The organism is Planococcus sp. SE5232, assembly GCF_050686535.1.
In the GTDB taxonomy this organism is placed as follows: Bacteria; Bacillota; Bacilli; order Bacillales_A; family Planococcaceae; genus Planococcus.
In genome coordinates, this window is the sequence record NZ_JBOGCP010000001.1 from 1,829,697 (window position 1) to 1,845,062 (window position 15,366).

At 48.6% G+C, this 15,366-nt stretch carries 15 protein-coding genes; 11 read left to right on the forward strand and 4 right to left on the reverse strand.

Annotation, left to right across the window (positions count from 1 at the left end):
- The first annotated feature begins 182 nt into the window (after positions 1-182).
- Together ACRC6Q_RS08740 and ACRC6Q_RS08745 are read left to right on the forward strand one after the other, a co-directional pair.
- Positions 183-758 carry a GNAT family N-acetyltransferase gene (locus ACRC6Q_RS08740; protein WP_431466292.1) on the forward strand — a complete coding sequence of 192 codons (576 nt, stop codon included), beginning with the start codon at positions 183-185 and terminating at the stop codon, positions 756-758.
- Positions 755-1,462 carry a class I SAM-dependent methyltransferase gene (locus ACRC6Q_RS08745; RefSeq protein ID WP_223642976.1) on the forward strand — a complete coding sequence of 236 codons (708 nt, stop codon included), beginning with the start codon at positions 755-757 and terminating at the stop codon, positions 1,460-1,462. The genes ACRC6Q_RS08740 and ACRC6Q_RS08745 overlap by 4 nt, the downstream gene beginning before the upstream one ends.
- A gap of 255 nt (positions 1,463-1,717) precedes the next feature.
- Here the strand turns inward: ACRC6Q_RS08745 and aceA are convergent, their stop codons facing one another.
- From aceA to fdhF, 3 genes are all read right to left on the reverse strand, one after another.
- Positions 1,718-3,010, reverse strand: coding sequence for an isocitrate lyase (aceA, locus tag ACRC6Q_RS08750; RefSeq protein ID WP_223642972.1), 1,293 nt, complete (start codon positions 3,008-3,010; stop codon positions 1,718-1,720).
- A 475-nt stretch (positions 3,011-3,485) separates the two neighbouring features.
- A complete protein-coding gene (locus tag ACRC6Q_RS08755) occupies positions 3,486-3,965 on the reverse strand; it encodes a DUF1641 domain-containing protein (RefSeq protein ID WP_431466293.1) in 480 nt (159 codons plus the stop codon).
- Between the two features lie 14 nt (positions 3,966-3,979).
- On the reverse strand, positions 3,980-6,907 hold the full coding sequence (gene fdhF, locus ACRC6Q_RS08760; protein ID WP_431466294.1) for a formate dehydrogenase subunit alpha: 2,928 nt from the start codon (positions 6,905-6,907) through the stop codon (positions 3,980-3,982).
- 256 nt (positions 6,908-7,163) lie between these two features.
- On the opposite strand from fdhF, the gene ACRC6Q_RS08765 reads away from it, so the two are divergent.
- From ACRC6Q_RS08765 to moaA, 9 genes are all read left to right on the forward strand, one after another.
- A complete protein-coding gene (locus tag ACRC6Q_RS08765; protein ID WP_223642966.1) occupies positions 7,164-7,547 on the forward strand; it encodes a DUF2294 domain-containing protein in 384 nt (127 codons plus the stop codon).
- Entirely contained in the window at positions 7,534-8,358 is an 825-nt protein-coding gene (gene fdhD, locus ACRC6Q_RS08770; protein WP_431466295.1) for a formate dehydrogenase accessory sulfurtransferase FdhD, read from the forward strand. Before ACRC6Q_RS08765 ends, fdhD begins: the two co-directional genes overlap by 14 nt.
- 243 nt (positions 8,359-8,601) lie before the next feature.
- Positions 8,602-9,885 carry an L-lactate MFS transporter gene (locus ACRC6Q_RS08775; RefSeq protein WP_431466296.1) on the forward strand — a complete coding sequence of 428 codons (1,284 nt, stop codon included), beginning with the start codon at positions 8,602-8,604 and terminating at the stop codon, positions 9,883-9,885.
- A 272-nt stretch (positions 9,886-10,157) separates the two neighbouring features.
- Positions 10,158-11,402, forward strand: coding sequence for a molybdopterin molybdotransferase MoeA (locus tag ACRC6Q_RS08780; protein ID WP_431466297.1), 1,245 nt, complete (start codon positions 10,158-10,160; stop codon positions 11,400-11,402).
- Positions 11,390-11,911, forward strand: coding sequence for a molybdopterin-guanine dinucleotide biosynthesis protein B (mobB, locus tag ACRC6Q_RS08785; RefSeq protein WP_431466298.1), 522 nt, complete (start codon positions 11,390-11,392; stop codon positions 11,909-11,911). Before ACRC6Q_RS08780 ends, mobB begins: the two co-directional genes overlap by 13 nt.
- Positions 11,898-12,338, forward strand: coding sequence for a molybdenum cofactor biosynthesis protein MoaE (locus tag ACRC6Q_RS08790; RefSeq protein WP_431466299.1), 441 nt, complete (start codon positions 11,898-11,900; stop codon positions 12,336-12,338). The genes mobB and ACRC6Q_RS08790 overlap by 14 nt, the downstream gene beginning before the upstream one ends.
- Entirely contained in the window at positions 12,335-12,568 is a 234-nt protein-coding gene (gene moaD, locus ACRC6Q_RS08795; RefSeq protein WP_431466300.1) for a molybdopterin converting factor subunit 1, read from the forward strand. Before ACRC6Q_RS08790 ends, moaD begins: the two co-directional genes overlap by 4 nt.
- Positions 12,565-13,128 carry a molybdenum cofactor guanylyltransferase gene (locus tag ACRC6Q_RS08800; protein ID WP_431466301.1) on the forward strand — a complete coding sequence of 188 codons (564 nt, stop codon included), beginning with the start codon at positions 12,565-12,567 and terminating at the stop codon, positions 13,126-13,128. The genes moaD and ACRC6Q_RS08800 overlap by 4 nt, the downstream gene beginning before the upstream one ends.
- A gap of 16 nt (positions 13,129-13,144) precedes the next feature.
- The gene (gene moaA, locus ACRC6Q_RS08805) at positions 13,145-14,161 is read left to right on the forward strand and encodes a GTP 3',8-cyclase MoaA (RefSeq protein ID WP_431466302.1); all 1,017 of its coding nucleotides are present in this window, start codon (positions 13,145-13,147) and stop codon (positions 14,159-14,161) included.
- 116 nt (positions 14,162-14,277) lie between these two features.
- On the opposite strand, the gene citZ is transcribed toward moaA, so the two are convergent.
- On the reverse strand, positions 14,278-15,366 hold a 1,089-nt coding region (gene citZ, locus ACRC6Q_RS08810; protein ID WP_431466303.1), incomplete at its 5' end, for a citrate synthase.

A 15,366-nucleotide genomic window follows, 5' to 3' on the forward strand; every position in this document is an offset into this window, starting at 1 on the left:
AATAATGCAAAAAAATAATGCATTTTGCAATCTTTATTTTTTAAATTTTGAACTTAATACGAGTTTTTGCTGAATTAGAGCCTTGAAAGTGACAATGGCGTGTACAGCTTTCGGAAATGACTGTTTCTGGTAAAATATAATTAAAGGAAAAGGAGATACCACTGGAAGAAAGGGGGAAGCGAATGGGCACAAAATATCTTTTTGAATCACAGCGGCTGGGTTTTAGGTGCTGGAAAGAAAGGGACCGGAATCCGTTCGCAGTTATGACTGCGGATCCGGAAGTGATGCAGTATTTTCCGAAGCCGTTGGCAAAAGAAGAAGCTGCCCGGTTGATTGGGCGATTCGAAACGCATATGGAGGAAAAAGGCTATACAATGTGGGCAGTGGATCGGAAAGAAGATGGAGTGTTTATCGGCTTTATCGGGCTGCTTGAAATAACAATGCCGATTGAAGGACAGGGAGCAGCGGAAATCGGATGGCGGCTGGAGAAACGCTTTTGGAAACAGGGCTACGCTGTCGAAGGGGCGAGAGCCTGTTTAACCTATGCGTTCGGTCCGCTGGGCATGACTCAAGTCTATTCGTTCACTTCGGTGATCAACCAACCCTCTGAAACCGTCATGAAGCGGATTGGAATGACAAAAATAGGCGAGTTCGAGCATCCGAAGCTGGGGCAAGAGAGTCCGTTGAAAAAGCATGTGCTGTACAAAATCAACAGACAAGAAGCGGAAAAATTGATGACTCAGGGGGATGAACGATGAAAAAGCAAGTGCTGGAGACATTCAACGAATTGGCAGGCGTCTATGAAACGATGGAAGACGCGAACAACCTGTACAATACGCAATATGAAAGACCTGCAATGATGCAGCATATTCCGGTTGATCTGGGCGGGCAACGTGTACTCGACGCGGGTTGTTCGGCAGGTTGGTATTCCCGGCAATTAGCCGACAGAGGGGCGCAAGTGACGAGCGTTGACATGAGTCCTGAAATGATCGCTTCCACTAAAAAGCTGATGGGTGAAAATGCTGATGTGCACTGTCTGGACTTGGAAGAACCCTTGCCATTTGAGGACCACAGCTTTGATTTTATCGTCAGTTCGCTGACACTGCATTACTTGAAGGACTGGCCGGCTGTTTTTGCTGAACTCAGTCGGGTATTGAAGCGGGGCGGGAGCTTTTTGTTGTCGATCCATCATCCGTTGACAGATCTTCAGCTTTTGGAGGAATCACAGTATTTTTCCACCGAGCTGATTGTCGATCAATGGAATAAAGCTGGAAAGACCTATCATGTGCCATTTTACAGAAGGCCGTTGAGTGAGGTCCTCAACAATTTGCTTGTTGAATTTTCAATTGAACATGTAACAGAGCCGAAACCCACACAGCTATTCAAGGAACTGGCACCCGAACAATACGGCAGGCTGATGAAAAGCCCGAATTTCCTGATCTTGAAGGCACTTAAAAAGTAAAAAGGCAAAACAAAACCCACTCGATCTGCCGAGTGGGTTTTGTAAGTTCTATTCGTCTTGCTTGCACATGCAGCGTTCGCATTCGTAAATGATTGACTGGTGCTGCTCCTTGATTTCGCATCCGCACTCGCGGCATTCTTTCATTGAGCGTGTCTCATATGTTTTAGTCGTTTTCATAATGATCTCCTCCAATAGGTTAGTTTGGTTTGAATGCCGTGGCGTAGGAATGGATGCTAATCGACAGGTATTGTTCGCTTACTTAGTTGTTGTGAATTGAGCTGTTTCAGTCGAGCCCTTCATAGCTGTAGTTGAGCTTGTTCCACCAGATACGATCTGTGAGATCTCATCGAAGTAGCTTGTCCCAACTTCACGCTGGTGACGTGTTGCTGTGTAGCCTTTCGATTCGTTGGCGAATTCAGCTTGCTGCAGTTTCGAGTATGCCGCCATGCCGTTGTCTTTGTAATCGTGAGCAAGTTCGAACATGCTGTGGTTCAATGAGTGGAAGCCAGCCAGTGTAACGAACTGGAACTTGTAGCCCATCTTGCCAAGTTCAACCTGGTATTTCGCAATTGTTTCTTCATCAAGCTTTGCTTTCCAGTTGAATGAAGGCGAGCAGTTGTAAGCAAGCAATTTGCCTGGGAATTCTGCATGGATCGCATCCGCGAATTGTTGAGCTTCTTCCAGGTTCGGGTGAGAAGTCTCACACCAGACAAGATCCGCATAAGGTGCGTATGCCAGGCCGCGTGCAATAGCTTGGTCGATACCAGCGTTCGTACGGTAGAAGCCTTCTGGTGTGCGTTCGCCTGTGATGAAGGCATGGTCGCGTGGATCGATGTCGCTTGTGATCAAGTCAGCTGCATCTGCATCCGTACGCGCGATGATGATGGTCGGTACGCCAAGTACATCAGACGCCAATCGAGCAGAAACCAAATTTCTAATCGCATTTTGAGTTGGAAGCAATACCTTGCCGCCCAAATGTCCGCATTTTTTCTCGGAAGCCAATTGGTCTTCAAAGTGTACGCCAGCAGCGCCTGCTTCGATCATCGCTTTCATCAATTCGTAGACATTCAACGGTCCGCCAAAGCCAGCTTCAGCATCTGCTACGATTGGTGCGAACCAGTCAAAACCTTCTGTACCTTCAACGCCGTCGATTTGATCTGCACGTTGAAGCGCTTGGTTAATTTTCTTTACTACATCTGGTACTGAATTGACAGGGTACAAACTTTGGTCTGGGTACATTTGGCCTGCAGAGTTAGCATCTGCAGCTACTTGCCAGCCGCTCAGGTAGATTGCTTTTAAGCCTGCCTTAACCTGTTGAACTGCCTGGTTACCAGTTAGAGCACCCAAAGCATTTACAAAATCTTCTTCATGAATCGATTTAAACAATCGTTCAGCGCCTTTTCTCGCCAATGTATGTTCTATCTGGATCGAACCGCGAAGTTTTACAACTTCCTCAGCTGTATACGAACGTTCAATGCCGTTCCAGCGTTCGTCCTGTTCCCAGCTTTTATTCAGTTCCTCGATTTGTTGTTGTTTGTTTGTTGTCATGTCATCCATCCCTTTCTGATTTGAGAAATTAATTAACAATCTGTATTAATACAGTTTGTTTTCTTGTTAATTAATATATAACAGAAAGGGAGAGTTGTCTTGAAAAATGGATAAAAGCGAGTATTTGATGATAAAAGCACATATTCAGCGACAAAGGAGTTCGAGTATTCTGACAGGTTGTTGCAATCTAATTTTCTAAAACACCCATAGAAAGTTATGTAGGGGAAAGAGTTGTTATACACGAGCAATAAACCTACAGAGTTATATATAGAAGGAACACAAAAATAGCGGCAGATGAATCCTATGCTTAGGCTGGAGGGAAGAGGGGAATCACCCACAAACTCTATACAGTTCCTTCTATATAATAGAGGCGTTTTGAGGTTGCTGTTTGATTCACCAGTAGAAAGTAAAAAACAGCCGCGGCTTTCTTCAAAGCTGCGGCTGTTTCTATAGATAAATATGCATTTCGAAATTCTTAACGATCCAATCCTTTTCCCATGCCTTTCAGGAAGTTAAGGCCGAACTTGATGGTGCGGTTGATATCAGGATCTCTAAAGGCCTTCAACAGCTGAAACACGCCGAGTTTTTTGCCGTTCTGATTCTGCGTTTCCGCTTCTTTCAAGCCGTTCACGACACTTGAAGCCAGTTTGCCCGTTGACGCGGGGTCAATTGCCGTCAATGCACCGGCAGCACTCATCATGTTATTGATGAGATTGGTCACCGGTTCACGCGTCGCTTGTTCCATCACCACTTCAGCAATGCCTTCTTTTGCTTTGACCATCGCTAGAATCGCATCGAGAACGCCTGCATCGTCCAAATCCCCCGTGATGGCTAACAGTTTATTGAGTGCCTGATCCTGTTCGGCAATCAATGTTTCCAGTTCATAAAGCTTTTGCTGACGGATTTCTTCAGCGGTCCATTCCTTCTTCTTGATCTGCGTTATTGGACTTGCCATAGGACATCACCTTTCTATCGTTGATCTGTCAAATGCACATAGCCTTCACGTGCCCATTTGCGTTCCACTTCAATGCCGGATACTGGCGTCCGTTTCTTATCCCGCGGATTCGATTTTGGCAACGGGCGTTTAACATGATCCTTCAGCACTTCCATACGGACTTTGGTCTGCTTGTAGGCCGGCGTATTGGTCCGTTGATCGACGGCAGGGCCTGTCAGGAAATTGATGGCCGTTTCTTTTTTCGTCGAGTTCATCGGAAGGAACAGTTCGTTTCCTTTCACTCGTTTGGTTACAATGACCGGCAGTTTCAATGCGCCGTAAGGGGAGACAAGTCGGACAGTTGATCCGTCTTCAAGCCCGCGTTCTTTTGCCAGTTGCGGAGATACTTCAACGAAGGTCTCTGGCAGTTTCGAAATGATGCCTCTGGATTTATCGGTCATATTGCCTTCATGGAAATGTTCCAACAGGCGTCCGTTATTGATATGAAGATCATATTCTTCTGGGAAGACAACGGGTTCCACCCAATCGGATAAGGCGAAGCGTGCTTTTTTATCCGGGAAATTAAAGCCATCGACATACAGGAGCGGCGTGCTTTCTCCTTCGAGGCTGCCCCAAAGGAAGCTGTTCCAGCCTTCCATAGAAGCGTAATCCGCTTTCGCGAACAAGGGAGACAGACTGGCCATTTCCGCAAAAATTTCACTTGGATGGCTGTAGTTCCAGCCTGCACCCAGACGATTGGCGATTTCCTGGACTATCCACCAGTCCGCTTTTGACTGGCCTAGTTCCGGAAGCGCTTTGTATAGACGCTGGACGCGGCGTTCTGTATTGGTGAAAGTGCCGTCTTTTTCAAGCGATGGCGCTGCGGGAAGAATGACATCTGCATACTGTGCGGTCCGCGAGAAGAAGATGTCTTGCACGACGAAAAAGTCGAGTTTCGACAACACCTCATCTACATGGTTGGCGTTGGAATCCACCAAAGCCATATCTTCACCGACCACATACATCGCTTTCATGATGCCTTCATCAACGGCTTGCAGCATCTGGATATTGTCCATACCCGGCTTGTCATCGATCTTCACACCGTATGCTTGTTCAAATTTCTGGCGGGCATTGTCATCGGTCACATGCTGATAACCTGGCAGCCACCCTGGCAATGAACCCATGTCGCAGGCACCTTGCACGTTATTATGGCCGCGAAGCGGGTAAGCGCCTGCACCCGGACGGCGATAGTTTCCTGTTGCCAGCAACAGATTGGAAATTGCTGCGGAAGTATCTGAGCCGCCGGTGTTTTGCGTGACGCCCATTCCCCAAAGGATACAGGTGCCATCCGCATCACGGATCATTTCAGCTGTACGGATCAGGGTTTCTTTCGACACGCCGCTGCGTTGTTCGGCATATTCCAATGTGTATTGGTCGAGCACTTCTTTAAAGTCATTGAAATAATTGACATTGTCATCGATGAATTGCTGATCGTGCCAGCCCTGGTCGATCATGTATTTCGTGACCGCCATCAACCAAACCTGGTCCGTGCCTTGTTTCGGTGTAATGAATATATCCGAGCGTTCAGCCATTTCATTTTTCCGCATATCGGCCACAATCAATTTCTGGCCGTGCAATTTATGGGCGCGTTTGACGCGAGTCGCTAATACGGGATGGCCTTCTGCAGGATTGGCTCCTACGATGATAACAAGTCCGGCGCTCGCGATGTCTTTGATCGTACCGGCATCGCCGCCCATTCCGACTGTGCGGAACAATCCGTCCGTCGCAGGTGATTGGCAGTAGCGCGAGCAATTGTCGACGTTATTCGTTTCAAATACCTGTCGGCTCAGCTTTTGGATGATGTAATTGTCTTCATTGGTGATTTTTGAAGACGAGATGACGCCGATGGAATCTTTGCCGTTCTCTTCTTTGATCGTTTTGAACTTCGAAGCGACCAGATCAAGCGCCTCTTCCCAGCTGGCTTCGACAAACTCGCCATTTTTACGGATCAGGGGAGTGGTGATGCGTTCTTCGCTGTTGACGAAATCCCAGCCGAACTTGCCTTTGACGCATGTGGAAATCGCATTTGCCGGAGCTTCTGAAACCGGCTGGATCTTGAGGATTTCCCGGTCTTTTGTCCAAATTTCAAATGAACAGCCGACGCCGCAGAACGTACAAACCGTTTTGGTTTTTTTCGTGCGTGTCTCACGCATCTTCGCTTCGGCATCCGATACCGCCATGATGCCGCTGTATCCAGGTTCAACATCTTTCACTAAATCGATCATTGGCTGCAGGATCTTTTCGGGAATGGCAGTCATGAAGCCTGCTTCTCCGAGCATCGACGTTTCCATCAAGGCGTTGCATGGGCAGGCGGTTACGCATTGGCCGCAGCTGACGCAAGAAGAATCATTGATTTTGGCGCCGCCATCCCATAGGACGATGGGCCGGTCGCGCGACCAGTCCATTGTCAGTGTTTCATTGACCTGCAGGTTCTGGCAGACTTCTACGCATTGGCCACAGGCGATGCACTGGTTCGGATCGTAGCGGTAGAAGGGATTGGTCAAGTCGACTTCGTCGACCGAACATTTCGGTTCAAACGGATATTTTTGATGCTCGATTTCCATCATGTCGACGGTATTATGGACTTTGCAATTGCCGTTGTTATTGTCGCAGACTGTGCAGTACAGCAAGTGGTTTTCGAGAATCCGGTCCATGGCTTCTGTCTGCGCTTCCTTGGCACGAGGAGAAGCCAGTTGAACTTCCATTCCGGCGGTTGCCGGAGTCGAGCAGGCGCGGACAAGCTTTCCGTCAACTTCGACGATGCACGTATCGCAGGTCTCGATCGGATCGACTTCAGGCATATAACAGATTTGCGGGTGAAGAATTTTTTCTTCGTTCAGCACCTGTAAAATGGTTTTCCCCTGTTCGAATTCGACAGGGGAGCCGTTAATTTTGATGGACATGTCAAAACCTCCTTTTTGGAATAAAAAAATCCACTATGAAGAGCACACTTGACAAGTGCATCTGTTTCATAGTGGAATAGTGTCTTAACAGGACTTGTTAAATGACCAATCCGACCGTATAGGGTAAAGTGAAAGCGCTGCCGCATCAAAGTACGGCAAGACCAACATATGCTATTATTATAAACAGTAAAATGGAGATGCACAACTAGAAGTTCAAATAGTCAAAAAAACGAGTCCGAAAGAGGAGAAGATCCATATGTCCAGACAGATCCATGAGTTTAATGACATCATTCGAAAGCTGCGGAAAAACCTTTTCGGTAAAGGGCCGGAGCGCATCCAGACGATCTTTGTAAATGACATGGCCATCGCGACTTTGTATGGAAACCTGAGTCCTTCAGAACAATTTATCGCCAGAACACCGGAAGGCAGGGAGATGGTGCACGCTGCACGGACGCGGATGATCCAGAGCGTCTATGCCACAGCTGCTCCTGAAGGTATGGAGAAACTGGTCGGCGCGAAATTCGTCCATCTGTTTTCGGATATCAAAGTTGAAGATGATATCGCAGTATCTGTCTTTCTTTTCGACCGGCCAATCGATAAGAGTGGCGAAGGGGGAGGCAAATCGGATGCAGCAAGATAAAACACGGAAAATCCTCCGCTACGAGAAGGGGGCATTTACTGAAAAAGAGGACCGAGTGGTTGTCGAACAGCCGGCCACCATCAAAATCAACGGCAAGGAATTCATCACCATCGTCTGTTCTCCTGAACACATGGAAGAGATGGCAATCGGTTTTTTGGTTTCTGAGCGTATCATCCCCAATTACCGGGACATCCAGGAAATCCGGGTGGATGAAAAGACTGGTACGGTTCATGTTACCGCTGAAAAAGTCTATCCGTTTTTCGAGCAGCTCCAGAATAAACGGTTCATCAGTTCCTGTTGCGGCATGAGCCGCCAGGGATTTGTCTTTGCGCATGACGCCATGATCGCCAAGAAAATGTCCGATGTCCGGGTGACCCTGACACCGCAAAACTGTTTTCAGCTGATGGATGACATGTCAGCTTCAGCGGAGATGTTCAAGCAGACGGGCGGCGTCCACAATGCGGCGCTCTGTGATGCAAACGGCATCATTGTTTCGCGGATGGATATCGGCAGGCATAACGCATTGGACAAAATCTATGGGCATTGCTTGATGAACAAGATCGACGTCCGGGACAAAGTCATCGTTTTCAGCGGTCGCATTTCTTCTGAAATTCTACTCAAGGTCGCAAAGATCGGTTGTGAAATCGTTCTGTCAAAATCGGCTCCGACAGAATTGGCATTGACGCTGGCTGATGAACTGGGAATCACGGCAGTCGGCTTTATCCGCGGCGGATCGTTTAATCTGTATACACACCCTGAGCGGATTGTCACGGAAGAAACTTCCGGTTTGATGAAAAATAAAATCAGGTGACAAAAAAAGGGATGGGTGCTATGCTTCTAATCGTCTTACTATTCAGTAAGCTGATATGATCATATTCCCTAATATTCCCAAATTAAGATGACTGGATTTAAGCGATCTTTCCGACGTTTAAATCCGGAATTTCCCCCTTCTTCACATGGCAAATATTAGCCGGAAAAAATAAAACTAATGGTTTCGAAGCCTGGAATCATTTTATATATGCTTTTATTAACGACAATAGGAGGTTAGGGGAAGATGAAAAAGAAGCCGAAAAACAGATGGTTGATAGCGTTATCTGCAGTTGGGATACATATTTCAATCGGTTCTGTGTATGCATGGAGCAATTTTACGAATCCATTGATCGACCAGTTTGGATGGTCCACCAGCCAAGTGCAATTGACGTTCAGTATCGCCATCCTGTTCCTGGGATTGTCTGCTGCCTTTTTCGGCAGCTTTGTTGAAAAGTATGGACCGCGAAAAGCTGGACTTGTAGCCGCATTTTTCTTTGGGATTGGAATTATCGGCTCGGGGTTTGCTGTAAGCGCTTCCTCTTTGCCGCTGCTCTATGTTTTTTACGGAGCGCTCGGCGGAATCGGGCTTGGAATCGGCTATATTGCACCGGTTTCAACCCTGGTGAAATGGTTCCCGGACCGCCGCGGCTTAGCTACTGGTCTTGCGATCATGGGCTTTGGGTTCGCTGCAGCCATCAGCAGCCCAATCATGGAAATGCTCATCACTTCTGTCGGAGTGGAACAGACCTTTTATATTCTAGGTGCTGCCTATTTAACCATTATGGTCCTGTCATCTCTGTACCTGGAAAAACCGGAAGAAGGCTGGGCGCCTGCAGGCTTTGAAGAAAAGGTCAACAGTGGCAAAGCGGAACGGAAAATCGATTTGTCCCAGCTGACAGCCAATGAAGCGGTTAAAACAAAGCGCTTTTATTATCTATGGTTCATGCTGTTCATCAACGTAACTTGCGGCATCGCAATCTTATCGGCCGCAAAACCAATGGCTATCGACAGCATCGGCATGACCACTGTTCAAGCCGCAGCGCTAGTCGGTGTCCTTGGAATCTTTAACGGCCTTGGCCGTCTAGGCTGGGCTGCAATTTCCGATTATATCGGGCGCCCGAATACCTATACTGCCTTCTTCGTGATCCAGATCGCGTTATTCGCGTTATTGCCATTCACGACCAATGCCATTTTCTTCCAAGTCATGCTGGCCATTATCTACACTTGCTACGGCGGTGGGTTCGCTTCGATTCCAGCATATATCGCAGATATTTTCGGTACCAAGCAGCTCGGAGCAATTCACGGCTATATCCTGACTGCCTGGGCAGCAGCGGGACTGGCTGGACCGTTATTCGCTGCATTCATGAAGGATAAAACCGGAAGCTATGAAAGCAGCCTGCTGTTCTTCGCCGGCCTATTTGTTATAGCCTTGGTTATTTCTTTGGTCATTCGTCTCGATATCCGCCGGATCCGGGCCAAGAATGCAGAAATCAAAGTACCTCTTTCACCTGAAGTCGTCAGCGATTAAAGTGGAACGGCCAATTGAATGGGGAAACAATTCCTTCAATAAGTAAAAGATGGACACAATTCCTGAAACAGCCTTGAAAGCGTCATTTTTCAAGGCTTTTTTTGTTTTATTCCTAAACGGCGGTTTGACAGCCTACTTAGGTTTGTATAAGTTTAATACGATAAGGACTATACTTAAGAAGAGAAAGACAGACAGATGGCGCATGAAAATATACATAGGAAAAACTCACGCTTTTTTGGAGAGTAAAACGAACTTGAAGGAGATGGACTACAATGGTTAAGAAACGCAATCCGATTCCCGTTGCCGAAGCGGTCAAGAAAGTATTGCATCATGCTTTTCCGCTGGGGACTGAAACGGTGGAGTTGGAAGAAAGCTATGGCCGCATCTTGGCTGAACCGATCGTTGCTTCCAGTGATGTGCCGCCGTTCAACCGGTCTCCTTATGATGGCTACGCAATCCGTTCTGTGGATTCCGGCGGAGCGTCAGGAGATAACCGGGTCGCCTTCACCGTGATCGATCATATCGGAGCGGGAGAAGTATCGACCAAAAAGTTGGGTGCAGGTGAAGCAATCCGCATCATGACCGGAGCGCAGCTGCCAGAAGGCGCTGATGCAGTCGTGATGTTCGAACAGACAGTGGAGTCACCGGGCAGCATCACCATCCGCAAGCCGTTTGAAGCATTGGAAAATGTTTCTTTGCAGGGGGAGGATCTTCGGCAAGACGAAATGGTCATCGACAGCGGCAGCTTGATCAACCCTGGAACCATCGCGCTACTTGCAACTTTCGGCTATCCACAGGTATCAGTGGCTAAACAGCCGATTGTGGGCATCTTGTCCACCGGAACCGAATTACTGGAGGTTGGAGATGCACTGGTGCCTGGAAAAATACGCAACAGCAATGGACCGATGATTGTGGCGCAGTTGAGGCGGATGGGCTTCCGCTGCAAAATGTACGGCATGTCAATCGACCGATTGGATGAAAGCTATGAAGTGGTCAAACAAGCAGCCGAAGAGACCGATTGCCTGATCACTACAGGAGGGGTTTCCGTCGGCGATTTCGATTTTCTGCCCGCCATCTACGAACGGCTCGGAGCCGAGGTGTTGTTCAATAAAGTGGCGATGCGCCCTGGAAGTGTGACGACCGTCGCGGTGGCGAACGGCCGCTATCTGTTCGGTTTGTCCGGCAACCCATCCGCTTGTTTCACAGGATTTGAACTGTTTGTTCGTCCGGCGCTTTTGAAGATGATGGGGGCTGGCAAGCTTTACTTGCCGCACACGACAGCGGTATTGGGAGAAGATTTCACCAAAGCCAATCCATTTACCCGTTTTATCCGTGCCTCTTATGACGGGGAAACAGCAACACCGGCTGGATTCAATAAGTCGAATGCTGTATCATCTATCGCACGAGGCAATGCATTGATCGTCCTTCCGGGTGGCACACGCGGTTTCCAATCGGGCGATGCAGTCGACGTGCTGCTTCTAGGCATGGAAGAAGGGGCTGACAAATGGCAGCTGTAAAAATATTGCAGGTGGTCGGCTTCAAGAACAGCGGTAAAACGACTCTTACATTGAATTTGTTGAAACAGGCGAAATACAAAGGCAAAAAAGTTTCTACCATTAAGCATCACGGCCACGGAGGTTCACTTGAGCTGCCGGCCGCGGAAACCGACAGCATGCGGTCATTTGAAGCAGGGGCTGATTGTTCCATCGCTTATGGCGGAGGAGTCGTTCAACTGCATCAGCGAAAACAAGAAGCGACTCTGGATGAACTGATTGCTCTTGCATCAATGGGAAATCCGGACTTGATATTAGTGGAAGGCTTCAAAGAAGCTGATTATGAAAAAATCGTTTTGCTGCGCTCAGCCGAAGATTGGGTGGAGCTTCAGCAGTTAAAACAGATCGCATTAGTGGTCACGCCGGAAATATTGGGACTGGACAAGATTCCAATGGTTCTGCAGAATGACAGTAAGCAAGTGCAATCTTGGTTTACTAATTGGATGGATGGTGACAGAAATGAAAGCCTATGAAATAGTGACAGAAGCGATCAATCCTCAAACTTATGCAGATTTAGTGCTGCGGCCTGAAGCGGGGGCCGTCACTTTGTTTACGGGTCATGTCCGTGAATGGACAAAAGGAGTACGAACGCTGCATTTATCGTATGAAGCCTATGTGCCGATGGCAGAGAAGAAACTGGCTCAGATCGGCGAAGAAATCGAAGAGCGCTGGGAAGGGACGAAAGTGGCGATTGCCCACCGGATTGGAGAGCTGCAGATCAGCGACATCGCGGTCGTCATCGCAGTTTCGTCACCGCACCGGAAAACAGCTTACGAGGCGAATGAATACGCCATTGAACGCATAAAAGAAATTGTGCCAATCTGGAAAAAAGAAATATGGGAAGACGGCGAAGAATGGATCGGCGACCAAAAGAAAAAACCGGAAGGGGAATTGACATGATCAGCTTGCGTTATTTTGCTGGACTCCGGGAACAGACCGGAATTACCGAGGAACAAGTGGAGATGGCTGGACGGACAGTAGAGGAACTTTGGCAGTGGGCAACTGAAAAATACCCGGATTTCCTTTCAGGAGCTGCACGCGTGGCGGTCAATGAAGAATACGCATTGCCGACGGATGTTTTGGAAGCTGGAGATATCGTGGCGTTCATTCCACCGGTAAGCGGGGGATGAATGCGACAGTAGGCATCCTGCTGGCTGGCGGACTATCACGCCGGTATGGTTCACCCAAAGCCTTTGCGTCCGTTGAAGGCGAGTTGTTCTATGAACGTGCATACAAGGCGTTGGCCGGTGTCTGTGACCATGTGGTCATCATTTCCAGGCCCGAGCTGATGCTGCGTTTTCCGCCTGAAGTGGATGTCGTCGCAGATCTCGACTGGATTGCAGGAGAGGGGCCTTTAGCTGGAATCCTATCAGGAATGTCTGCAAGACGCGCCCGGAAGTATGTGGTGCTGCCTTGTGATATGCCTTTTGTAGGGCCTGATGAAACGGCTAAGCTGATGGCGTTGGCAGACAGTTCCGTCGACATTACAGCTGTAAAGAATTCAGATGAAAAAATCCCGTTGTTCAGCATTTGGGATATTCGAGTCAAAGAGCAGTTGCAGCAGGAGTTGGAGGCTGGCCAATTGCGCGTCATGAAGTTTATGGAACAAGTAACTACCGAGTGGATTGATTCCTCACAGATTCATGAAGATCCTCTCGTTTTTCGCAACCTGAATCAGCCCGATGACTAAAAGAGGGGGTGGCGTAATGGCCATTAAACCAATAGAGGACCAATTTCAACGTCCAATACGGGATCTGCGGATTTCGGTTACCGATCGCTGCAATTTCCGTTGTTCCTATTGCATGCCAAAAGAAGTTTTCGGTGATGATTATGCGTTTTTGCCAAAACAGGAATTATTGTCGTTTGAAGAAATCCATCGTTTGACCAAGGTTTTTGTGGAGATGGGGGTCAAAAAGATTCGCCTGACAGGCGGTGAGCCGCTCATGCGCCGGGGATTGCCTGAACTCGTTGGGAAAATCCTGTCGGTGGATGGGGTGGAGGATATCGGCTTGACGACGAATGGCCTGCTTTTGGGTAATCAGGCGCAGGCACTTTACGATGCAGGTCTGCGGCGCTTGAACATCAGCCTGGATGCACTTGATCCTGAGCTTTTCGGCAAGCTGAACGGCAGAGGGGTCGATCCATCGCATATCCTGAAGCAAATTGACTTTGCCCAACAGGTTGGCTTTGAAATCAAAGTGAATATGGTCGTCCAAAAAGATGTCAATGAACACGAAATCCTTCCGATGACAGCGTACTTCAAAGAGCGGGGCATTACGCTGCGCTTCATCGAATTCATGGATGTCGGCAATGATAATGGCTGGAGCTTCAAGAAAGTCGTAACGAAAAAACAGATTCTTGAGAAGCTCCAGACAGTCTACAAGCTGGATCCTGTCGATAAGGATTATTACGGCGAGGTGGCTAAGCGCTATCGTTTTGAAGAAGGGAATGCTCAAGTCGGATTCATCACCTCCGTTTCGGAATCCTTCTGTTCCTCCTGTACACGTGCCCGTCTTTCATCAGACGGCAAATTCTATACATGTTTATTCGCTACCGGCCATTTTGATATCCGTGAGTTGATACGGAGTGGCTTGAGCGATGAAGAGCTATTGGAGAAAATTTCGGCTGTTTGGGAGCGCCGGGATGACCGCTACTCGGACGAACGCACGGAATTGACAGCGAAAAACCGCAATAAAATCGGCATGTCGTATATCGGCGGATAATCCATTTGAACATGAAAAAGGCGATTCCTGTATACACAGGAATCGCCTTTTGGGGTTGTTGTTAAGTTGAAAAGTCGCTATTGTCCCTACAAAGAATGGAACGGATATGTTAGCTTTTATCTTTCTTCAACCGGCACATACGTCTGCATGCCAGGCCCGATGTATTCCGCGCGCGGGCGGATCAGGCGGTTGTCTGCGTACTGCTCAAGGATATGCGCCAGCCAGCCGGATGTGCGGGAAACCGCAAAGATCGGCGTGAACAGGTCATGTTCGATGTTCAGGCTGTGGTAGACCGAAGCCGAGTAGAAATCCACGTTCGGCGGAAGGTTTTTCTGGCCTGTGACGATGTCGTCGATTTTCACCGACATGTCGTACCATTTTTCTTCGCCGCGGATCTTCGTCAGTTTCTGGGACATTTCACGCAGATGCTTCGCACGCGGGTCGCCCTTGCGGTAGACGCGGTGGCCGAAGCCCATGATTTTCTCTTTGTTCGCCAATTTTTCGGTGATGACCTTCTCTACGTTGTCGACCGAGCCGATTTCCGTGAGCATCTTCATCACTTGTTCGTTGGCGCCGCCGTGAAGCGGGCCTTTCAATGCGCCGATGGCCGCTGTCACGCCGGAATAGACGTCAGACAGCGTCGCCACTGCGACACGCGCCGTGAACGTCGAAGCGTTCAATTCGTGGTCGGCGTGGAGCACAAGGGCTTTGTTGAAGGCTTCCTCTTCGATCGCTTCCGGCAATTCGCCGGACAGCATGTACAGGAAGTTGGCTGCGAAGCTCAGGTCCGTTTTCGGTGCGACCGGTTCCTGGCCGTTGCGGATGCGGCCGAAGGCCGTCACCAGCGTCGAAATCTTCGCCTGGATTTTGATGGCTTTGTTGTAATTCGCTTCCGGTTCCATCACTTCCGCCTGTTCGTCGAACAAGCCGAGCATGGACACCGCGGTGCGAAGAGCCGCCATCGGGTGGACGTTCTTGATGTCATATGTCTTGAAATGATCCAGCACAGCTTGTGGCACGGCCATGTTGTCCGCCAATTGCTGCTTCAGTTCCGCCAGTTCATCCGCTTTTGGCAGGCGCTGGTGCCAAAGCAGGTAGATCACTTCTTCAAAGCTTGCGTTAACGGCCAAGTCATCGATATCGTAGCCGACGTATGTAAGTGTGTCATCAATGATCGAGCTGATGGCGGATTGGGTTGCTACTAC

Coding starts and splice junctions, on each gene's coding strand:
- ACRC6Q_RS08740 (WP_431466292.1), top strand. CDS start 183: ATGGGCACAAAATATCTTTTTGAATCACAGCGGCTGGGTTTTAGGTGC.
- ACRC6Q_RS08745 (WP_223642976.1), top strand. CDS start 755: ATGAAAAAGCAAGTGCTGGAGACATTCAACGAATTGGCAGGCGTCTAT.
- aceA (WP_223642972.1), bottom strand. CDS start 3,010: ATGACAACAAACAAACAACAACAAATCGAGGAACTGAATAAAAGCTGG.
- ACRC6Q_RS08755 (WP_431466293.1), bottom strand. CDS start 3,965: ATGGCAAGTCCAATAACGCAGATCAAGAAGAAGGAATGGACCGCTGAA.
- fdhF (WP_431466294.1), bottom strand. CDS start 6,907: ATGTCCATCAAAATTAACGGCTCCCCTGTCGAATTCGAACAGGGGAAA.
- ACRC6Q_RS08765 (WP_223642966.1), top strand. CDS start 7,164: ATGTCCAGACAGATCCATGAGTTTAATGACATCATTCGAAAGCTGCGG.
- fdhD (WP_431466295.1), top strand. CDS start 7,534: ATGCAGCAAGATAAAACACGGAAAATCCTCCGCTACGAGAAGGGGGCA.
- ACRC6Q_RS08775 (WP_431466296.1), top strand. CDS start 8,602: ATGAAAAAGAAGCCGAAAAACAGATGGTTGATAGCGTTATCTGCAGTT.
- ACRC6Q_RS08780 (WP_431466297.1), top strand. CDS start 10,158: ATGGTTAAGAAACGCAATCCGATTCCCGTTGCCGAAGCGGTCAAGAAA.
- mobB (WP_431466298.1), top strand. CDS start 11,390: ATGGCAGCTGTAAAAATATTGCAGGTGGTCGGCTTCAAGAACAGCGGT.
- ACRC6Q_RS08790 (WP_431466299.1), top strand. CDS start 11,898: ATGAAAGCCTATGAAATAGTGACAGAAGCGATCAATCCTCAAACTTAT.
- moaD (WP_431466300.1), top strand. CDS start 12,335: ATGATCAGCTTGCGTTATTTTGCTGGACTCCGGGAACAGACCGGAATT.
- ACRC6Q_RS08800 (WP_431466301.1), top strand. CDS start 12,565: ATGAATGCGACAGTAGGCATCCTGCTGGCTGGCGGACTATCACGCCGG.
- moaA (WP_431466302.1), top strand. CDS start 13,145: ATGGCCATTAAACCAATAGAGGACCAATTTCAACGTCCAATACGGGAT.